The 15681-nt window shown below is 37.2% G+C and carries 16 protein-coding genes; 4 read left to right on the forward strand and 12 right to left on the reverse strand.

Annotated features, from left to right (window positions below; all coding sequences use genetic code 11):
- The first annotated feature begins 261 nt into the window (after positions 1-261).
- On the forward strand, positions 262-1125 hold the full coding sequence (locus ACJVDH_RS12920) for an AraC family transcriptional regulator (RefSeq protein WP_443943820.1): 864 nt from the start codon (positions 262-264) through the stop codon (positions 1123-1125).
- Between the two features lie 4 nt (positions 1126-1129).
- Here ACJVDH_RS12920 and ACJVDH_RS12925 read toward each other — a convergent pair whose 3' ends face one another.
- The 9 genes from ACJVDH_RS12925 to ACJVDH_RS12965 all read right to left on the reverse strand — a co-directional run bounded on the left by ACJVDH_RS12925 (position 1130) and on the right by ACJVDH_RS12965 (position 8261).
- A complete protein-coding gene (locus ACJVDH_RS12925; protein ID WP_443943821.1) occupies positions 1130-1732 on the reverse strand; it encodes a Maf family protein in 603 nt (200 codons plus the stop codon).
- Between the two features lie 69 nt (positions 1733-1801).
- The gene (locus ACJVDH_RS12930; protein ID WP_443943822.1) at positions 1802-2185 is read right to left on the reverse strand and encodes a hypothetical protein; all 384 of its coding nucleotides are present in this window, start codon (positions 2183-2185) and stop codon (positions 1802-1804) included.
- Between the two features lie 81 nt (positions 2186-2266).
- The gene (locus ACJVDH_RS12935) at positions 2267-3094 is read right to left on the reverse strand and encodes a universal stress protein (RefSeq protein WP_443943823.1); all 828 of its coding nucleotides are present in this window, start codon (positions 3092-3094) and stop codon (positions 2267-2269) included.
- A 170-nt stretch (positions 3095-3264) separates the two neighbouring features.
- On the reverse strand, positions 3265-3837 hold the full coding sequence (locus tag ACJVDH_RS12940; RefSeq protein WP_443943824.1) for a KdsC family phosphatase: 573 nt from the start codon (positions 3835-3837) through the stop codon (positions 3265-3267).
- 52 nt (positions 3838-3889) lie between these two features.
- Entirely contained in the window at positions 3890-4132 is a 243-nt protein-coding gene (gene iscX, locus ACJVDH_RS12945; RefSeq protein WP_443943825.1) for a Fe-S cluster assembly protein IscX, read from the reverse strand.
- A 77-nt stretch (positions 4133-4209) separates the two neighbouring features.
- Positions 4210-4542, reverse strand: coding sequence for a 2Fe-2S iron-sulfur cluster-binding protein (locus ACJVDH_RS12950; protein WP_443943826.1), 333 nt, complete (start codon positions 4540-4542; stop codon positions 4210-4212).
- A 40-nt stretch (positions 4543-4582) separates the two neighbouring features.
- Positions 4583-5350, reverse strand: a complete 768-nt coding sequence (locus ACJVDH_RS12955; RefSeq protein ID WP_443943827.1) for a Rossmann-like and DUF2520 domain-containing protein — start codon at positions 5348-5350, stop codon at positions 4583-4585.
- Positions 5350-7818 carry a cytochrome c biogenesis protein CcsA gene (gene ccsA, locus ACJVDH_RS12960; RefSeq protein WP_443943828.1) on the reverse strand — a complete coding sequence of 823 codons (2469 nt, stop codon included), beginning with the start codon at positions 7816-7818 and terminating at the stop codon, positions 5350-5352. Before ccsA ends, ACJVDH_RS12955 begins: the two co-directional genes overlap by 1 nt.
- A 5-nt stretch (positions 7819-7823) precedes the next feature.
- Complete coding sequence (locus tag ACJVDH_RS12965; protein WP_443943829.1) at positions 7824-8261, reverse strand: cytochrome c maturation protein CcmE domain-containing protein; 438 nt, start codon at positions 8259-8261, stop codon at positions 7824-7826.
- 248 nt (positions 8262-8509) lie between these two features.
- Between ACJVDH_RS12965 and ACJVDH_RS12970 the strand changes: the two genes are divergently transcribed.
- Genes ACJVDH_RS12970 through ACJVDH_RS12980 form a run of 3 tightly spaced genes read left to right on the forward strand, consistent with a single transcriptional unit; the run spans position 8510 to position 12588 of the window.
- Positions 8510-9190 carry a hypothetical protein gene (locus ACJVDH_RS12970; RefSeq protein WP_443943830.1) on the forward strand — a complete coding sequence of 227 codons (681 nt, stop codon included), beginning with the start codon at positions 8510-8512 and terminating at the stop codon, positions 9188-9190.
- Positions 9191-9234: 44 nt separating this feature from the next.
- Entirely contained in the window at positions 9235-11205 is a 1971-nt protein-coding gene (locus tag ACJVDH_RS12975; RefSeq protein ID WP_443943831.1) for a hypothetical protein, read from the forward strand.
- 3 nt (positions 11206-11208) lie between these two features.
- A complete protein-coding gene (locus ACJVDH_RS12980) occupies positions 11209-12588 on the forward strand; it encodes a hypothetical protein (protein WP_443943832.1) in 1380 nt (459 codons plus the stop codon).
- Positions 12589-12658: 70 nt separating this feature from the next.
- Here the strand turns inward: ACJVDH_RS12980 and ACJVDH_RS12985 are convergent, their stop codons facing one another.
- From ACJVDH_RS12985 to ACJVDH_RS12995, 3 genes are all read right to left on the reverse strand, one after another.
- The gene (locus tag ACJVDH_RS12985) at positions 12659-14080 is read right to left on the reverse strand and encodes a Glu/Leu/Phe/Val family dehydrogenase (protein WP_443943833.1); all 1422 of its coding nucleotides are present in this window, start codon (positions 14078-14080) and stop codon (positions 12659-12661) included.
- A gap of 425 nt (positions 14081-14505) precedes the next feature.
- Positions 14506-14712, reverse strand: a complete 207-nt coding sequence (locus ACJVDH_RS12990; protein WP_443943834.1) for a CcmD family protein — start codon at positions 14710-14712, stop codon at positions 14506-14508.
- Position 14713: 1 nt separating this feature from the next.
- Positions 14714-15463: a cytochrome c biogenesis protein gene (locus ACJVDH_RS12995; protein WP_443943835.1), complete on the reverse strand. Its 750-nt coding sequence runs from the start codon at positions 15461-15463 to the stop codon at positions 14714-14716.
- Between the last annotated feature and the right edge of the window lie 218 nt (positions 15464-15681).

The raw sequence follows: 15681 nt of genomic DNA on the forward strand, positions 1-15681 counted from the left end.
TTTTAGGGAACAAAAACCAGCCCTTATCAAATTTATTGTCGAAAATTCTGAATATAAAATAGATTCGTAAATGAAAAAATGTAATGCTGTGCCCATAAAAATTGGTTCGGTTAGCGGTTTGAGTTCTACAAATAACAGTTTAATTGTATAATCAAAATTTTACGCCGTTATCCAATTATTAAGCTATATTGTAAATAATTAACAATTTTGCGATCTTAATTGCAAATTGTACTAAATTTTTAACCAAATATTCCGAAAAACATGAAACCGCACTTATTAAAAGTATCGCCGACTTCTGCGCAATCATTTAGCGCAAGAAGGGACTTGATGCCAGACGTGAACAACCGCTGGCATTATCACTCCGCATTAGAACTCATTTATTTTAAAAAAGGAAAAGGCTCCCAGTTTATTGGAGACAGTATTAAGAATTTTGTTGATGGAGACGTCGTTCTGGTTGGCAGTAATTTGCCGCATTACTGGCGTTTTGATCAGGAATACTTCGAAACTGATGACGAATCTGCTGTAGACATTTATGTTGTTCATTTTGAAGAGCACTTCTGGGGTGCAGAATTTCTAAATCTTCCGGAAAATATGGAAGTCAAAAAGGTAATTGAAAACTCTAAACAAGGGATGCAAATTACCGGAGAAGCCCGCGAAAAGCTCGCCAACCTGATGATAAAAATCATAGAAAGTAGTGGTACAAAAAGAATTATGCTGCTGTTAGAAGCACTATCAGAAATTGCACACTGTAAGGAAATCAATTATTTGGTATCACTTGGTTTTCAATACAACTTTCAGGATGATGAACGAGATCGAATACAAGCCATTTACAATTACACCATTACCAATTTCAAGAAAAAGATTGACCTTCGTGAAATCTCTGACATTGCAAAAATGAGCCCAAATTCGTTCTGTAAATTCTTCAAATCGCGTAGCCGTAAAACCTACACAGAGTTTACCAATGAAATTAGAATAGGTCAGGCCTGTAAATTATTGATTGAAAATCAAATGAGTGTCAAAGAAATCTGCTACGAAAGTGGTTTCTATAATTTTGCCAGTTTCCATAAGTGTTTTAAAAAAATCACTGGGAAAAGCCCGTTAAAATACCAGCAAGAGTTTAACTAAAAACTCAAAAAGACGAACCTTGAGCATCCCCACCAAGGTTGTCAAATAAAAACAAAAGCTCCTGATAAAGCTTTTCTGTAGGTAAGCCCATAACATTCGTATAAGAACCGCGAATTTGCTGTACCACTACCAAACCCCACCAATCTTGAATGCCGTAGCTGCCTGCCTTATCAAAAGGATTAAAGTTATCGATATAAAAATCAATTTCGGCTTCACTAACTGCCCTGCATGTTACTTCAGTACGATCATAAAATGAGCGCGCCGTATTTCCCTTAACCAAGGTTACTCCTGTAAAAACCTCATGTGTACTGCCCGAAAGTTTCCTCAGCATTTCTTGTGCATGCGCCCTGTTACTTGGTTTCCCAAGTATTTCTCCATTCAAAGCCACAATTGTATCTGCTGTAATCACTGTTTTGGTATCAGAAGAAAATGCTTTTGCTTTTTTTTCCGAAATATATACTGCAATTTCTGGCGGTGTTAAACCTTCGGGATAACTTTCATCAACATCTTTAAGCTCGATAGAAAATTCAAAACCTAAAAGTTTGAGCAGTTCTTGTCTTCTTGGAGATTTTGAGGCGAGTATTAACGGCGGGAATGATGCTGACATATTTTTTTTCTGCTAAAATAACAAAAGCGACCAAAAGCCGCTTTCATTATTTTTATTTTTTGGTATCAATTACTGACCTCCACCCTGACGGTTTTGCATCGCTGCGCGTTGCTCTTCCTGCCAAGCTTTGTAAGCAGTTTTTTGATCGTCTGTTAATACAGCATTTACTTTTTCGTCTGTATCTTTTCTTAGTTTCATAGATTTTTCACGCATTGCATCTCTATCACCATTGGCTTCTTCGCGTATTTTGGTCATTGCGGTAGCCTGTTCGGTGTAAATTGCGCTTACTTTAGTTTTTTGATCGTCGGTAAGTTTTAACTTTTCAGTTAAGGTTTCAACCATTTTTTTTGTGCGTTCTTCTGGTGTTCCGCCCATACGGCCGCCACCTTGTTGTGCATTGGCAAATGTTACTACAGCGAATAACAGCGCGCAAATCATCATTAATTTTTTCATGTTTTTTTGTTGAAGTTTGAGACAATTTGAGCGCCATTGCACAAAAAAGTTTAAGCACAAAGTGCAACTTAGTCGTTACAATTAATCTTTTAGCAGTAAAACCGGGATGTGTGATTTAATCGTGAGTTTATGTGACACACTTTCGTGCAGCAGACTTTCAAAAAAACTGCATTTTTTAGGCAAGGCAATCAGCAGCTGTGCTTCTTCACTTTTTGCAAATTTAACAATGCCTTTAATTGTATCGGGATGTTCTGTATAATGGTATTTTGGTCTGAAATCTTTTAACATCTGATCCAAAAAATGTTCTTCATTCACATCAATTTCGCCAGCATTTACGTTTAAGACCAAAAGTTCTATCTGGTGTTTGCTTAAAATGTTTTTAAGCGCGTGCATGGGAATCACTTCTTTTACCTTTTTAAAATCACAAGCCAAAATTACTTTACGGATAGATTGATATTCTGCCTTCGGCGGAACAACCAAAACTGGAACCGGACTGGCTTTCGAAATTTTTATCGCGTTTGAACCGATCTCTGTTTCATCTTTAGCTTTTTTGCCATTGCTACCGATAATGATCAAATCTATAGGTTCCTGGTTTACCCGGTCAATAATAGAGCGTAAAATTGTATCGCGCGTAAGCGAAACTTCAATCTCCGCTTCCGGATTAATTTCCACTAATTTCGTTTTAAGTGCCAGTAATGCTTCGCGCCTGCTGACAATTTCATCGGCAACATGTTCTTCTGTTGTAACAAGTAAATCTGGTGTTGGTAAAATACTTTCATACTCAGAAACGTAATAGGAATTTAAAAGGATAATTTTGGCATTTTTCATTGCCCAGCTTAATCGGGCGGCGTACTGGGCGGCATGATCTGCCGAGCGGGAAAAATCAACAGGTACTAAATAAGTGCTCATATATTTTATGCTTTACGATGATCAATAATTTAATCAATCGATTGATTAAATTAATACGTAAATTTAAGATTTAATGTGTGTATACCAAAGTTGAATCAGAAAATTTTAAGCTGAAAATTGGCTAATCAAAACTATCGCAAAGCGATATTGAAGTTTTGAAACGGTATTGATTATTTGCCGGAATCGGCGGCACTAGGTTGTTCATCAAACCATTTGCCCTGAACTTTCATTACCTTTTCGATAATGTCTCTCACAGCGGTTTTACCACCGCAATACGGAGAAATAAAATGAGAAATGTTTTTAATCTCATTCACAGCATCAGCTGGGCAAGTTGCCAGGCCAACCAATTGCATGACTTTAAAATCAGGAATATCGTCGCCCATATACAAAACCGTACTGGCATTGATTTTCTTATCCTGAATATAATGATTAAACAGCGCTACTTTATCGCCAGCGGCCAAAAATACATCTTTAATACCCAGATTATGGAAACGCCTGGCCATTGCAATTCCATCTCCGCCAGAGATGATACACAAGTTATAGCCTTTTTTTACTGCCAATTGCATGGCATATCCATCTTTAATGTTGAAAGTGCGCAGAGACTGACCGTTGTCTGTTACCTGAACAGAACCATCAGTTAAAACACCGTCAACATCAAAAACGAATGTGGTAATTTCTTTTAACTTTTGAAGAAACATAACTTCTACATCCTCCGAAGGCGACTTTGAATTTTCAACAGACATGATATACGATCGAATTTTACGTAGTAATATTGTTTCTCTTTAGTTGATAGAGTTATTGATTGTCTCTCCACTCGTATACCCAAGCAGATTGAATTTGCTCTAAATGACCCTCGCTGCTTTCTTCGCGTGTTCCTTTAAAATTAGGCAATACAAGTACCCATTCTAATAAATCGGTAAAACGGATACGGTATATTTTGGTTTCAGAAAAATCATCGCCAAATTTCTCATATAAAGACATTGCGATGTCTTCGTAGTCGTTCCAGTAAAAAGGTAAAGCAAATTTATCGTTGTTCATGTTTTGTTTGTGTTTGTTATCGTTGTAGTTTTTTGGATTGGGATTAAGCCCTCGGATTCAAAATTCTTTGGAGTAGCTTAGTGCCCCATAAATCCAGACTGATCTGGAATGGTTACTTCAATATCTCCATCAATTACCACACATTGGCAACCCAAACGGGAAGTAATTTTAGGACGTACGGCTCTATCGATAAAATCTTCTTCTTTATCTGATATTTCCTGAATGTTATCCATGCCTTTGGTTACATATACGTGGCAAGTACTGCAACCGCAAACGCCACCGCAATTGTGCTGCAACTCAATTCCATTGTCCAGACAAACGTCTAAAACCGATTCTCCGGCAGCAATAGGCAGTTCTACAGATTCGTGATCTGCCTCTTCAAAATTTATTTTAAGTTTAAAAATGCTCATAATTATGGTGCAAAAGTAATAAGCAAAAGCCGCAATTGTACTATTTATGTGTTTTTTTAATGCTATTGCTTAAAGTTTGATAAATTTCCTGCAAATCAGGCAGGCCTGTTAACATCGCCAGATGCGTATTTATGGTTTGCTCATCATTGCGTACTGCCGGACCTGTTTGCACATCTTTTGGCAAACTAACCATAATCTTGTCGGTTGTTTCGGCAATGAGGGGCCTAATGATATTAAAATCCAATCCATTCTGAGTTAAAACCTGATTGGCTAACGCAAATAACTGATTGGGAAAATTACAGGCAAAAACGGCTGCTAAATGCAATACCTTTCTTTTTTCTCCGTCTAAAACATGCACGCTATTGCTCAGTTTACCGGCCAATTCTAGTAGTAAACCCAGATCATCTGGCTGAGTGGTTTCTAAACAAAGTGGAATCGTTTTAAAGTCAACATCTTTGGTTTTGGAGAAAGTTTGCAGGGGATAAAAAACACCGGCGCGAGGCAGAAACTTTGTTAAACCTGAAATATCTGTTGCGCCAGAGGTATGTACAACTAAACCTTCAACGTCTGTTAAACCGGCAGCAATTGTTTCAATTGCATCATCCTTCACTGCAATAATGTACAAATCGGCATTCCAAACCAAGTTGGCGATTTTGCTCACACCTTCCGCGTGTAAAGCATCTGCTAATGTTTTGGCATGCTCTGGGTTTTGGCTATATACCTGCAAAATTACTTCGCCCTGCGCAACTAAAGCACGGCCGAGTTGTGTTGCTACATTTCCTGAACCCAGTAGTACAATTTTCATCATTATGCGACTTTCGCTTCTTTTCTTCTTCTAAAAATTGACAGCAAAAAGCCAACAACCATAACAATGGTACCCGCCCAGTATAAATTAATGAATGGAAATTCTATGGCTTTAAAAACTACCCAGGATTTTGCTTGTTGTGGCTTTTCAAAAATCTGAAGTTCAACTTTGCGTTCATCCGGAAGGACTTTAGAAAAACGGAATTTCAAATCCAGTTCATCTATTCTACGTGCAAAATCAAATGTATTATTTCCTTTAATCAGAAAAATTGGTTCTGTATGGAATACTTTACCTGCAGAGTTAACTTCTATGGGTAACCCAACGGCATAATCGCCGGCGCTAAGCACAAGATCTTTTGCTGCTGGCTTGTTGTTTAATGCTTTAATCGTAACAACACCGCTTGAGGTATGAATGGTATCGCCGGCGGCAACCTTCACGATACGTGGTGCCTTATAATTTTCATCATCCGCTTCGCCATCATGATCGCCATGACTATTTTGTTTTATAGCTGCGCTGGTGATATGTGTATACACATCATAAGTTAAATAATGTTTTGTATCTGGCGATGCAATTAAACCCATTTTGGCATTGTCCTGAACATGAGGATGCAAATTAAAATCTTCTTTGACTTGTCCTGTTTTCTCATCCACTACCTTAAAATTTAAAGTATAGTAAGTATTCGGAGCAATTGCAGTATCGGCAATATAGGTAACGGTGTATTTACCCATTTTTTTAGGCTCATTTTTATAGAGCATAATGTTTTCACCTGGTTTTTCAGTTTTTTCAAAATCCTTAACCGGGATGAAATTATTTGCATTAATGGATAATGGCTTATTGGTGGCCGCAGAAATTAAAGCACCTAAAATTAAAAAGGCAAAGCCAATGTGTGCAACAGCAGCTCCAGCAAGCTTTCCTTTTCCGCCGAAGGCTTGATATAGAATACTTGCGTTTGATAAAATAGCGAACGTACAACTAAATGTAATTAAGATGTACATGCTATTGGTATAAATTTCTGTTATGTATACCAAACCGCCGGTAAGTACAATGGCAAACAAAACAGCCGAAACCAAACTGCTGTAAAACTTACGCGGGTCGGTTCTTTTGTATTTTAAATATTGGGAGAAACCCGATATTAACGTAATTAATATCGCAAATGGTGCCTGCCATTGGTTGTAATATTTAACCGCATCTATCGGCGGAGTAAAGTTGGTACCAAAAGCTTTGTTGAAAACAGGAACAGATGTAGAAAAAATAACCTGAATACAAGCTACAGTAACCACTAAAGCGCCAATAAACATCCAAAATTCTCTTGAATAGGTTTCTTCGTCTTTGGTGGTAATCGGCAATTCTTTCCATCTTGAAACGAGCAATACGATAGCAAGTACAGCGAACACCACATTGTATAAAATAAGGTGACCAAACATGCCCATATCTGTAAAAGAGTGAACAGACGTATCGCCCAATATTCCGCTTCTGGTTAAGAAAGATGCATATAAAACCAAAAGGAAACTTAAAAACACCAATGCAATTGCAGTAAAGTATGCATGACCAGTGTTTTTGTATGCAATAAGTACATGCACAGCGCCGATCAAAGTCAACCACGGAATAAGTGAGGCATTTTCTACAGGATCCCAAGCCCAGAAACCGCCAAAATTCAGGGCTTCATAAGCCCAGAAAGAACCCATAATAATTCCTGTTCCAAGTACCATAACCGCAAAAAGCGCCCAAGGCATGGCCGGTTTAACCCATTCTTTATATTTCCTTTGCCACAAACCCGCAATTGCATACGCAAAAGGAACAACCATACTGGCAAAACCCAGGAATAAGGTTGGGGGATGAATAACCATCCAATAGTTTTGCAACAACGGATTTAAACCTCGTCCGTCTGTAATAAATTTCAAGTAATCTTTAAAATTCTCCGGGTTTGCAAAAACCACCGGCGCCATAGATTTCAGATCAACTGCATCACGTAGTAAAATAAAAGGCGAACTTCCAATTCTCTCGCCAAATATTTCTACACCCAAAAGCATTGAAGTTAAAAATACCTGCGAGAATGCTACAGTAGTCATTACCGGACTTTCCCAGGTTTTTGCTTTCCAAATGAGCAACAAGCCTAAAATAGACTGCCAAAAAGCCCAAAGCCAGAAACTGCCCTCTTGCCCTTCCCAAAAGGCAGACACGATATAATAAACAGGAAGTTCTTTTGAGGAGTGAAAATAAACGTAATTGTATTCGTTATAATGGCCTAAAACCAAGTAGAACAAAATGCTCCCAATACCAATTATACAGGCAAGATTAATCAGAAAACCAATTCTACCCAGATTTCTCCAAGAATTGTCTGCAAGATCTTTATTGCGCGCGGCATAGAAATATGCTATAGTTGAGAGTAAAGAAGCACTGAATGCCAAAACAATAAAAAACTGCCCGAACTTACCGGGTAGCAAGTTTTCGCCTACGAATTGAATATCCATTAAAATTAGTTATATTGTTGAACCTTGCCGCTTTGATCTGTAGACTCCACCTTACCGTTCTTATTTACTTCAACAAGGTTATCGTTATATTTAGATGGACACTTCATCAAAATTTTTGAAGCATAAAAAACATTGCCGTCCATTTTTCCAATCAATACCAGTTTTTCAGATTTTTCAAAATCCTGAGGTTTTGTACCGCTGTAAACCACTTGTTTTACTTCGCCTTTTTCATCTTTCATAAAGAAAGAAAATCTATTGGCGTCTTTAACTGCATCGTATTCTGTACCTTTTGATTTTTCCCAATAGCCCATTACGTGTTCCACTTTGTTTGATAAAGTGGCTTCTTTAAAATTTGAATAGGTATCTGTATTTGCGTTTAAACTAAATAAAATCCCTACGGAAATGGCAATGGTAATCAGTCCAATGATGGCACTTTTTTTCATAATATACAGTCTTGTAAAAGCTGGCAACAAAGATAAAAAAATAGCCATAGCGAACGTTCTTTTACATTTTTCTTGTCTTTATATTGACAATTAACTGATGGGCTTGCAGATATGCGTTTACAAATTTTAAAGAAATGCTTTAATGCAGCTAAATTGGCACCAAATTCGCTAACAATTTCACTTCTTTACATCATCTGTAATTTTATTACCATAAACCAATCATTTACGCATCTAAAAACCGAAAAACGATGAACCTTAAAACGTTCTGGAGGCGATTTCTAATCGTTATTGTCCTTCCTCTCTTAACTTCTTGCTTTCAAATTGTTGAAGAAATAAACCTGCATAATGATGGAACCGGCAATGTTCGTTTAACCATTAATTTAAGCCAGAGCAAAACCAAAGTGCAATCCGTAATGCTTTTAGACAGCATTAATGGTTATGCCGTACCAAGCAAACAAAAAATACAACAGGAACTTGCAGAAGCAGTGGCTTACTTAAAAAAATCGCCAGGTATTTCTGATGTCAGAAGCACCAGTGACTTTAGCAACTACATTGCAACAATTAGTTTTGCTTTTAAAGATGTATCTAACATCAACAACATCACAAAAAATATCCTCAATCAGCATAAAATTAAAGCCAACAACACGTCATCCTACAGTTACGATAAAGCGGGCAGAATTTTTAGTCGGCAATACAAGGCTTCGCCAGATGCCAAAAACGCTTACAATAAACTCAAAAACCAAGATAAGGCCATTTTTAACGGCGCAACCTACACCAGCATTTACCGTTTTGATTCTGCCGTAATAAATGCTGCCAATCCAATGTCAAATGTATCAAAATCGCGTACGGCGGTCATGCTTAAAAGCAATGTAATGGATTTAATCAATGGAAAAGTAAACGTTTCCAATCAAATACAACTGTCTAAATAACATCGGTTGCTTAATTCTTTAAGCGCCAAAACAATCATCATCCAATGAAAAAAACTTTAACTGCCCTCCTATTTTTCTGTGCATTTTGTACGGCAAAAGCTCAGGATTTGGCTAAAAAAATCCCGTCAAATGCCTTCACTATCGCCACCATTAAAGGCGATAATGTGTTTAAACTTATGTTTGTTAAAGATTTTGATGAATCTATTCTTGGTAGAAAGCTGTTATCTGGCAGCTCAGAATCGTTAAATAAAAACCTAAACAGCATTGAAGATTTCGGCATCGATTTGCAAAAAAACATGTACTATTTTAACCAGCTGAATGACAGTATTACCTATCATCAGTTTCTGATTCCACTAAAAGATGCGCAAAAATTTGAAAGCATTATGGCCAGCAACAATCACCAAATACAGCACCAAGGCGGATTAAACACTTTTGTTCTGCCAGATAGCTCTGGTTTATTGATGTGGAATAAAGGCACTTTATACGGTGCAATTGGAAGTATAAAGCCCTACTTTTTTGCAGATTCTGCAAAAGCTGCAAAATACGGAATAAAAGAAACCAGATTTATTGAAAATTACGGAGAATCGGCTGTAGATAGCGTAAGTGTAGATTCTGCATGGGTAGCTGTTCCGGAAGTAGCAGTAGAACCTGTTGAAGTACCAAAAGCAGCGAAAATTAAAACCGTTGCACCAAAAAATCAAAAGAAAAAAACAACTGCTAAATCTAAATCCAAAAAGGCTAAAAAATTGCCTGAACCGGTAGAAGAAATGGAAAATTTACCAGTAGAAGCTGTTGCGCCACCAACTGATTTTAATAAACGTTATGACGAATATGAAAAGGAACGTGCAGAACAAGATGCCAAAAAGAAAGCACTGGCGCTCATTTGGTTAAAAGTACAGGCAGAAAAAATACTAAATGGCAGTTTTGAATCAATAGAAAATAACCCATCGTATAAGTCCAGCTTAGATCAAGAATCTATTGCTTCGCTGTGGATTTCCAGCCTGGAATCTGCATACGGCACTTTTGCCTCAGATTTGGGAAAATATGGCCGTGCAAACGTAATGAGCGGTTATGGCAGCTTAAATGCAAAATTGTTTATGGACAAAACCAGTTTCAGGATTTCTACCGGATTGGAACTATCTAAAAACCAGGCAGAAGCTTACAAGAAAATTACCAAAAAGAAGATCAACAAAAAACTCACTAAATATGTCGACAGCGAAAAAGCGATTGGTTTTATGAGCTACGCAATTGATTCTAAAGCTTATCTGGAAGAATTTCCGAAGTTTCTAAAACAAAGCTACGGATCGTTTTTAGGGGCGAATATGGATGAGGAATTGGATTTGGCCACAGATTTCTTTTCACTTTTACTGGATGAAGAAGCGGTAAGCAAAGTTGTTAAAGGCGATGCTTTATTCGTTATTAACGGATTGAACACCAAAGATGTAACCTATACAACTTACGATTATGACGACGATTATAACCAGAAAGAAGTAATCAAAACCAGAAAAGAAACACTTCCTGATTTCCTTTTTATATTCTCTTCTGAAGATACACGTTTGATTAATAAAGTGATCAAATACGGCATCAACAAAAACAAAGTTTCTCTGAATGGCGATGTATACCGCATTATAGAGAAAAAAAGTCCGGTTGATATCTATTTCACCATTAAAGATGGCTTGGTTTTCTTTGGCAATTCTGAAACGGATATGCAGGCGATTAGCAAAAATGAATACCATCCAAAAATTAGCAGCGTGCACAAAAAACTGATGTCAAACAATTTTAGTTTTTTGTTTAATACCAAAAACCTGGTTGGTAAAGTGCCTGAAGAGGAAATTGGCGGAAAAGAAACCGCAGCGAAGTTTAATGAAACCTTAGCTAAAATGGGCAATGTTTATATGAAATCTAACCCAATGAAAGGCAATGTAGTTTCTGCAGATATTAGTGCAGAAATTCCTAACGGACAAGAAAATGCACTTAAATATTTGTTTTCGCTTATTGAAAATGCAATCAAATAAATTATGCTCAAAAAAATTTTGATACCACTGGTGGCAATCTTTGGATTGCTGGCAGTTGCTTTTTGGGGGTATTTTAAATTCAGGCAAATTAAGTCAGAGCAAAATACAATGCCGCAAGGAACAGAAGCAATCGTTAAAGTAAATATAGACGGTTTGTTTGCTTCGGTTATCTGGAGTTGCCTTAAACATCCTGGCCAATATAAATCACTGCAAAAGAAAGCGTTTAACAATCAGTTGAGTTTGGCGCAAACGGGTTTAAAGATGCCGGCAAGCTTGTACTTATATAAAATCAAAGATGGATTTTATACGCGTTTAAGCATCAAAGACCATTCAATCTTCAAAAATTTCATCACCAAACGGAACGATTTTAAGGTTAAAAAATCTACTGAAAGTGATTTATTGACGGCACATTCTGCGCTCTTAGGTATAGATATGGTCTTCGATTCGCGTCATGTTGCACTTTCTTATCATCCTGGTAAACAAACAAACCCTGCAACATTGAATGATGTTTTCAACGAGAAACGCCATGTTCCGGTGGCCAGAAGTAAATTCAACAACATCAATTCGCAGAAAAATCACCTCACCATTGCATTTGAAAACAACATTTTGGGCTTACATTTTAAAGACGGTGCCATACACTTTAACGATGAATTGCTTAGTGATGAAATTGTGCCCGCTGCAAAGCCCAAACACCATACTTTTGCACCAGATATTCCTTTAACCATGTGGATAAATGCAGATTTTAAGCCTTCGGCAGATGGCCGCACAACAGAGAAATTTTCGCTTATTAATGCGTTGAGGAAATCATACGCAGGTTATTTGGATTTTCAATGGATTGGGACAAGCAGTAAAACAGACACGATTATTAGCTATACGTATAATGATAATTTTGAACAGACTGAAACGAAAACCCTGAAAAAAGTTCAAATCCCACAAGTTATTTTAAATATGAATGGAAACTATTCCGCGTTGCGAAAATCACTTCTGGACTCTAACCGGATTGACAGCAAAAGCGGAAAATTTGATGCCCGAACTATACCGTTTTTGAATCTTTACTTAACAGGTACGGGCAACAATATTCAGGTTTCCGGATCAAAAAATTTCGATTCGCGCTTTATAGACAAGTTGCCGTCAGAAAATTTCTTTGAGGCCGATATAGATGTGGAAAAACTTTTACAAGCCACTGATTTTGCACCGAAAGTTGCACAACAATTGCAGGTTAAAAGGATTGTGGCCAGTGCGAAAAGTTTAAGGAAAGGAAAAATTGAAGTTGAAGGCTCAATTGTTTTCAAAAACAACAAGCTGAACAGTATTTTTCAGCTATTGGATATTTTTGGCCAGGCAGAAAAGCTTGACCTGAATTTGAAAAAGAAGTTTCCCTAGACAGATAGACTACAAATAAAAACAGCCCTGAGAAAAAATCTCAGGGCTGTTTTGTAATGAAAAAGTTTGCTTATGGCCAAACACCAAGGTTCATGTAAGAAACTGCAATTTTATCAATTGAGTTAACGAAAGCTGCAGTTCTAAGCGTTTCTGTACCTGGCTTATTCATTAACGTTTCACGAATTTCGTGATAAGAATGAATCATGGTATCTTCCAATCCGGAATTTACAAGTTCAATTTCTGAAGCACCTTTAACAATCATTAATCTGTGTTCAGGAAGAATTGTTTTTCCGGTTAAGTTTTCCAAAGTATTGATCAGGTTTGCATTTGAATTTGCAGCATAGCGATTTTCCATACGGCCAAAAGCAACGTGCGATAAGTTTTTTAACCACTCGAAGTACGAAACTGTTACACCACCAGCGTTACAATACATATCTGGAATAATGATTCCGCCCATTTCCGTAAAGATGGCTTCAGCTTCTGGCGTAGTTGGTCCGTTTGCACCTTCAGCAATAATTTTTGCTTTGATGTTGCGGATATTGGCTTCAGTAAACTGGTTTTCTAATGCAGCAGGCACTAAAATATCACATTCCTGCTCTAAACCTTCCATAGAATTTTTAAATTCTTTAGCTCCGGGGAAACCCAGAATAGAGCCTGTGTTTTTACGATGGGCGAATACTTCGTCGACGTTTAAACCATTGGCGTTGTAAATTGCACCTTCAAACTCGCAAAGGCCAACAATGGTTGCACCAAATTCTGCCAGGAATTTAGCAGAATGGTAACCCACGTTACCCAATCCCTGAACAATTACACGTTTGCCATCCAAACCGGCTGTTAAGCCAATTTTATGCATATCTTCCGGAACATTTACACACTCGCGTACTGCGTAAGCAACACCTCTTCCGGTAGCTTCTTTACGTCCGCGGATTCCGTGTAATGCAATTGGTTTACCGGTAACACATCCCAAAGCATCTAACTGCCCCGGATTCATTGTCATATAGGTATCGGCAATCCAGCTCATTTCGCGTTCGCCAGATCCATAATCCGGAGCCGGTACATCGATACCCGGACCAATAAAATTTTTCTTGATTAATTCTGTAGTATATCTACGCGTAATGGTTTCCAGTTCCGCAACACTGTAGTTTTTGGTATTAATTTTAATACCGCCTTTTGCGCCGCCAAACGGAACATTAACAATAGCACATTTATACGTCATTAAAGCCGCCAGCGCCATTACTTCATCTTCGTTTACCATATCGCTGTAACGAATACCACCTTTGGTTGGGCTCATATGGTGCGAATGCTCTACACGCCATGCATCAATTACTTCATAGCCATTTCCGCGACGGATTGGAAATTGAAAACGATACACACTATTGCATGCTTTGATTTGATTTAACAATCCTTCGGGATGATTGGTAAATTGAGCCGCACTGTCGAAGTTTTTACATACATCTGCAAAAAACTTGGTCTCATCTGCTAGATTAGCCATTTTTATCTTTTATGAATTAAGTATGCCGCAAAATTGCCTAAAATAAATGCATATCTCCAAATGAAAAAACACTTAGTGTATGGCACACACTAGCCTGTATTCTGATCTTTTATACTACCTCAAGGCAACTGGCATCTTCTCTTAAAAATAGGTTTAAACCGTTTAAAGCATAATTATGAACCCATTACCATTTTTAACTTTTGAAGATTTAACTTTCATTTTGCTCCGTTTTAAGGATCGAAAAAAAAATAAAAAAAATTAAATGACATAAAAATGCTTAATCAGTTGTTTATGAACAAGGCCAAAAAATGCTAAAAAAGGATTAGAAACAAAGAAAGGGTGTATCCGATCTCGCAGAAGTACACCCTTTGTTAAGGACTAATTTCAAAAACAAAACGAAAGCTTTGATTTGATTATGGAAGTTTCTAAAGATCCTTTTCCATTTTTTTCAATCTTCTATCTATCGAAAATAAATAGGCAAGTAAACCGACCAAAATGATTACAATACACAATACAACAACATAAATTTTGCCATTGCTGCGTAAAGTATTAGCCATTTCTACTCCATTACCTTGCGCGAATAGCTGCATAGCGAAAATGGATAACATGAGGGATAAAAATATCTTTTTCATTTTAGTTGTGTTGTTTTTTATTTTCGTTTGTTGTTGATTGATTTTCAGCGGTTACGAAGCTATCAAGATCATATTTCAATTCATTTTGATCCGGCGTGTTCATAATGGTTTCAATTGAACGCATGCGGAAACGGATGGTATAAATCCAATATCCGATTAAAATCCAGCCAATGCAGGCCGGATAAAATACCATACGCATACGGCTATCTAAATCATAACTGTTAAAACCGGGGTTTCCGCCATTACCTGGATGTAAAGAATCTTGTAAACGCGGTAAAACAAAAAGTAAAACCACCATCATTGGGAAAGCAAAAATATTATAGATTGCAGAAATTTTAGCTCTTTTTTGTTCTTCATCTATCGCATTGCGCAAAATTAAATAGGCGAAATACAATAAGATGGAAATTGCAGCGAAATTCTGTTTCGGATCGAAACTCCAAAACTCGCCCCAGGTATATTTGGCCCAAACTGCGCCTGTAACCAAGCCGAGCAAACCAAAAATAATCCCTGCATTGATACTTTCTACGGCTTTAATATCGTCAATTTCACTTTTAGTACTCAAAGATTTAATGCTGTAAAAAACAGAGATAGAAAACAATACAATCATGGCAAACCACATAGGAACGTGGAAATACAAATTGCGAATGCCTTCATTTAAAATTGGTAAACGCGGCACCCCCATCAATAATCCTGCTATTGCAGTATAAATGACTAATATCGATCCGAGTATTTTCCACCAGGTTTTCTTCATAGAAATTGTGTTGTTGAATATTGAGTGATTGAATGCTGAATATCTGACTATTGTATCAGATAATAATTCTTTTCAAGCGCACAAAGTTAATAAACTGTTTATTTATTTCTGTTACACCGAGCGAAGTAAATCGCTTTGTTTAGCTTTTAAGGCTTACTGTTTTAATAGAAATTCTATATCTTGTGGAAACTAGAGTATCGCGATGCATATGTTTTTAA

This window comes from Pedobacter terrestris, assembly GCF_052343045.1.
Classification (GTDB): Bacteria; Bacteroidota; Bacteroidia; order Sphingobacteriales; family Sphingobacteriaceae; genus Pedobacter.